At 64.9% G+C, this 4304-nt stretch carries 6 protein-coding genes; 2 read left to right on the top strand and 4 right to left on the bottom strand.

Translation table 11 applies throughout. The annotated features are described in order from the left end of the window. Positions 1-265: 265 nt before the first annotated feature. From VFW69_RS23330 to VFW69_RS23320, 3 genes are all read right to left on the bottom strand, one after another. The gene (locus VFW69_RS23330; protein WP_526505077.1) at positions 266-490 is read right to left on the bottom strand and encodes a hypothetical protein; all 225 of its coding nucleotides are present in this window, start codon (positions 488-490) and stop codon (positions 266-268) included. Between the two features lie 120 nt (positions 491-610). Continuing rightward, the gene (locus tag VFW69_RS23325) at positions 611-1081 is read right to left on the bottom strand and encodes a hypothetical protein (RefSeq protein ID WP_526505075.1); all 471 of its coding nucleotides are present in this window, start codon (positions 1079-1081) and stop codon (positions 611-613) included. A 282-nt stretch (positions 1082-1363) separates the two neighbouring features. Continuing rightward, positions 1364-2677 carry a vanadium-dependent haloperoxidase gene (locus tag VFW69_RS23320; protein ID WP_526505073.1) on the bottom strand — a complete coding sequence of 438 codons (1314 nt, stop codon included), beginning with the start codon at positions 2675-2677 and terminating at the stop codon, positions 1364-1366. 556 nt (positions 2678-3233) lie between these two features. Between VFW69_RS23320 and VFW69_RS23315 the strand changes: the two genes are divergently transcribed. Beyond that, positions 3234-3410, top strand: coding sequence for a hypothetical protein (locus VFW69_RS23315; protein ID WP_526505071.1), 177 nt, complete (start codon positions 3234-3236; stop codon positions 3408-3410). Between the two features lie 17 nt (positions 3411-3427). On the opposite strand, the gene VFW69_RS23310 is transcribed toward VFW69_RS23315, so the two are convergent. Next, positions 3428-3679: a hypothetical protein gene (locus VFW69_RS23310; protein WP_526505069.1), complete on the bottom strand. Its 252-nt coding sequence runs from the start codon at positions 3677-3679 to the stop codon at positions 3428-3430. A gap of 337 nt (positions 3680-4016) precedes the next feature. Between VFW69_RS23310 and VFW69_RS23305 the strand changes: the two genes are divergently transcribed. After that, a partial coding sequence (locus VFW69_RS23305; protein WP_526505067.1) for a hypothetical protein occupies positions 4017-4304 on the top strand: 288 nt, incomplete at its 3' end.

The following is a 4304-nucleotide window of genomic DNA, read 5'->3' as shown; positions in this document are numbered from 1 at the left end:
GGATCCGACCGACCGCGGCCTGCTGATAAGCGCGGGCACGCCGTCCGGCCCCGCAAGCGAAGGAGTCATGTTCTCGTACCGGCTGCACCTCATGGATGGTTCTGACGCGGGCGAGGCCACCTTTGCCGAGGTGATCCGTCCTGGCGACGAGATCGTCGCGGGCGACAACGAACACTTCTGCGGTCTACGCCCTCGTTCCGCTCGAGGACGAGGGCTCACCGTTCGTCGGGCTGCTACGGGTCGAGGCGACGTAAGTCGCGCCGCCTCAGTTGCCGGCTGGTTCGACGACAAGCACGTTCCCCGCCGAGTTGGTGCGGTCAGCAAGTAGCCAGTCGACAACGCGCCACGGTCCCGAGCCGTCTGGCAGGTACAGCACGTCGCCGAGCTTCGGTTCCTGCACCGGATGGGCCGAGCGGTAGCCCTTCGCGAGCTCCGGGCCATTGAGGTTTCCCACCTTGCCCTGTCGGACGCTCCAGACCACGCGAGCCATCTCTTGCATGGTGGCACGCAGCGATTAACCCACCGTGAGGGATTGGGATCTGTTTGTAGGGGCGAAAGGGAGCCGCCCGAAGGCGGCCCCCAACTTCGCGCTTCCATCTGCCGCGCGGCGTTAGCCGCAGGTCATCGTCGGCTTGTCGAACTGGACGACGGGGTTGCCGTTCTTGTCGAACGTCTCGTGCGCGACCTCGTGCATGGAGATGTAGCTGCCGTCGGTCCCGCGGACGTGAATCGAGCTTGTGAAGGTGTCGTTGGAGTTCTGGTTGTTGATGTTGAAGTTGCCCCAGAAGGTGTCGTGACCGCTGTAGACCACGCCGTTGATCTGGTCGGTGGCCACGATCTTGTCTTCCTCGGTGAACGTCCCCCAGGCCTCGTCGCCGCCGGGGAAATAGGTCTCGTGGTTCACGAGGTTGGTGGTGGTGGTGAGCAGGACCGGATGGCCGTTGCACGGCTGAATGTCCGGGTTTGTCTGAGTGAAGTGCAAGTTCTGCGTGTCCGTGACCGTGTGGCCCGGCGCTGCAACCGCAGCCCCGACAAAGGCCATCGCCGCCACGAGCACGACCAGCACTACTGCTTTCCGCATGGAGCTTGTCCTCCCCCTTCTAGATGAATGACCCGATAAGGCCGTTCCAGGAGAGGAGCGGCCGGAGACGAAGCTTCTACGACCAGCAACACCGCGGCAATAGGCCGTTCGGACTACGGTGGAAGTTCAGGTGTGATCGCCTCGGCCTCGGGTCGGCCGCACTCTCCGCAGCAACCGCAGCAACACCTCGATGGCGTCTCGCTCACCCGCACAGAGGCTCGCCAGAGCGGCCGCCGCGGAGCGGCGGGGCCAGAGGCCCCACCGCTCGTCCAGTTCCCTGAACTATTTCGTCGGTGCGAAATAGTGGTCGACCGCCCAATTCGCGACGTCGACGCCGATCGCGGCGCCGGCGACGTCAGCCGAGCGGAAGTGGATCCCGTTCCATACACGCGCGTTGATCACGTCCGTCCGCATCGCGACGGGATCGGTGTAGTGCCTGGTCGTGCCGACCGGAGACATAACGATGAGGTCGAACATGTTCAGCCGTGCTAGCGACTGGCTGAGGGCGCCGGTGACGCCGCTCAGTCCGCTCACGTAATCCGGATAGTTCGGAGTCGGGATGAGCGGCGTCCAGTTCGGCACCGCGGCGGTGTCCGGGTTGCCGTCGGTGTCCGCCTCGCGGATTGCCGTGATCGGGCGCCACTTCCCGTACAGGTACTTCGTATCCCAGATGGCGAAGATCGAGTCCGCGATGCTCAGGTCGACCGCCGCGAACATCCGGGCGCTGTCACTGATGTTGAGCTGGTGACGGGACGCGAGGTCACGGAGCCCGGCCTGGTACGGCCCGGCGCCGATGTCGCGGGAGAAGTACAGCGCGGTGTCGGTCTGCGCCTGCGTGCGCGATTGGCCTGGTGCTCCCACCGGCAGGTTCGATCCGTAGTCGCGCACCTCGTTGAACTCCTGGGTGTACTGCGCGGAGTCCATGGCGGGGGGCGGCCCGGACCGGAACTGGCTGTCCGAGTTGAGCACGAAGGGTGTGACGTGGCTCAGCCACGGGTCGAGGAACGGCGCGAACGCGGCCGGCGTCGGGCGCCAGACGCCCGGCGCGACCGGCGTGTCGAAGGTGATCGGGGCAAACCGACCGTCGTTTGCACGCAACTCGATCAGCCGCTCGGCCGCACGTGCCCCATACCGCATGCCCTGGTCCTTGGGCACGCCGTCCGGAATGCCGGCGAGCGAGTTTGCCAGCGCCGCATCGAGATTCGCCGCAATCGTGGCGTTGCTGCCGAAGTAATACCGGAGCACGTCGTGCGCAGCGACCGCCGCTGCGGCCTCAGGGGAGGCGCCCTTCGGCGCCTTGGCGTTCCAGTCGTACAGCGCGTAGTCGCCGGTGATGCCCTCGACCGCGTTGTAGACCGCGGCCTGCGCGAACGCGAACCACATGAGCCCTTCTGCGTTGTTCAGTCCGGCGCCGTTCGGTGCCGCGCCCGCGATGGTGTTGACCGAAATCGCATTCCAGTCGGTGATTACCGCAGGGTCGGCCGCGGCGGGTGGCTGGACGGCTGAGGCCGGCAGCGCAGCGGTCAACGCAGCGCCGATGCCTAGCGCCGCCAGAATGGCAACGAAGCCAGTTCGTTTGCCAACGAGAACCTTCATCACGCCTCCCTCTCCCCTGGGTAGCACTCATGTGCCGCCGATAGCTGGGCGCCAACCGATCATCCTCCGGCACGCGGCCCGGGGTCAAGTGCGGTGACGCACGAAGTGCTCACCTATCGCAGCGCAAGCTGACGTGGCGCGATCAAGATGTTCAAGCCAGCGGCGAAGCGGGCGGGGGTGCCGTGGGGCGTCGTTCCGCGCGCTGCGGCACACGTGCGCGACGGCGCTGTTTCGGGCGGGGAAAGCCGCCCTCACCGCTGTTGGCATCTGGCGCTACTGGCTCGCGTTCGGACAGTTGCGAGCGTATGGACGAGGCGGTGCGAGAGGCGATGGCGTAAGCGCTCGCCCCCGCCAAGGTTCGAACCGAGGGGGCGTTACTTCTTGCGTCACGCGGACATCAATCGGGATGCACTCCGAGGGTTAGGCCCGGAACCGCGTTCCTTTGAGTTCCATCCATGGGCAAGTGCAACCTGGAGGCCCCTTGTACGCATTCTGTGTGGACACCTAACCACTCGGTGTTTGCAGCCGTCCGAGCCTGTGTCTAAGGAGATTCGTGATGAGCGGCGACGAGACGGTGAGAGTCGAGAAGTACAAGATCGAGCGGTTCATGGCGCTGGGCCTCGGCCGCTACGCGGCGATCAGGGCGGTTGAAGACGCGGTCGACTGGCACGCAGTCGAGGCGCTTCTGGAGACGGGCTGCACGCTCGCCGTCGCGCTCGAAATCTCGCGCTGACCCACCGACCGCAGCGGCTAGATGCGAGGTTGCCCTGGTGCCTCTACCGCGGGCTCTTCGGTCGTCTGTTCGTCGTCGGTGGATGGAGTCACTACCCAGACCGCGTTGTAGGCGACCATCGTGGAGACCTCAGGGAGGATCTCCAGGATCCGCAACAGCTGCTCGTCAAGGGTGAAGGTGTCGCCGGGACGCCAGTTGGGATCGTCTGACTCGAAGCGTCCGATGCGCTGACCGTCCTCGTCGATGACCATGAACCGAAACCGCGGCATCAGGACATGATCGTATCGAGGCAAGAGAGACCTACCCGTAGGGCATACCCGCCGATACACCGAGCGCGGGCCTGCCCGGCCCTCCCAGTAACCGACGCGACCTCGGCCAGTGTTCCGGAATGACCCGCAGGCACAACCGACCGGCGTCAGCGTCGGTCGCATGAACCTTCTAGAAGGGTCGCCCAGCTTCCGGCAGGAGGAGGACGGGCGCATCAGTGAATCCCGGTATTTCGGACTCCGATGAAAACTGCTAGGATGGGGCTTTGCGGCGTCCGTAGCTCTTTGGGTTTTCGTCCCCTGCGGTCGTAAATCCACATAAAGAGGAAGGCGGACGCACATGAAGCGTCTTATGTTCATTGCCACGCTCCTGGTGGCATCAATCGGTTTGATCGCGGCCTTCGGCGGAGTAGCCAGAGCCGACACGATCAGCCCGAACCCCATCACATTCGATTCGAGCCAGGGGTACGCAATCGGCTCGATCAACGGTCAGAACGGCTGGTCCGACACGGGCGGCTTCGACGCACAGGTCGTCGCTAATCCGGGCGTCACCGGCTTCGGTGACCAGTCCTTGCAGATCTCCGATGCCACCACGAGTGATTCGTTCGGCAACCAGACGTTCGCGCCT

This window comes from Mycobacterium sp. (assembly GCF_036273375.1).
GTDB lineage: Bacteria > Actinomycetota > Actinomycetes > Mycobacteriales > Mycobacteriaceae > Mycobacterium.
Note: the sequence above shows the minus strand (reverse complement) of the source record. Positions and strands in the feature narration are given on the sequence as shown.

Excerpts from the sequence above, each read along its gene's own strand:
- VFW69_RS23330 (WP_526505077.1), bottom strand. The coding sequence starts at position 490 with ATGGCTCGCGTGGTCTGGAGCGTCCGACAGGGCAAGGTGGGAAACCTC.
- VFW69_RS23325 (WP_526505075.1), bottom strand. The coding sequence starts at position 1,081 with ATGCGGAAAGCAGTAGTGCTGGTCGTGCTCGTGGCGGCGATGGCCTTT.
- VFW69_RS23320 (WP_526505073.1), bottom strand. The coding sequence starts at position 2,677 with ATGAAGGTTCTCGTTGGCAAACGAACTGGCTTCGTTGCCATTCTGGCG.
- VFW69_RS23315 (WP_526505071.1), top strand. The coding sequence starts at position 3,234 with ATGAGCGGCGACGAGACGGTGAGAGTCGAGAAGTACAAGATCGAGCGG.
- VFW69_RS23310 (WP_526505069.1), bottom strand. The coding sequence starts at position 3,679 with ATGCCGCGGTTTCGGTTCATGGTCATCGACGAGGACGGTCAGCGCATC.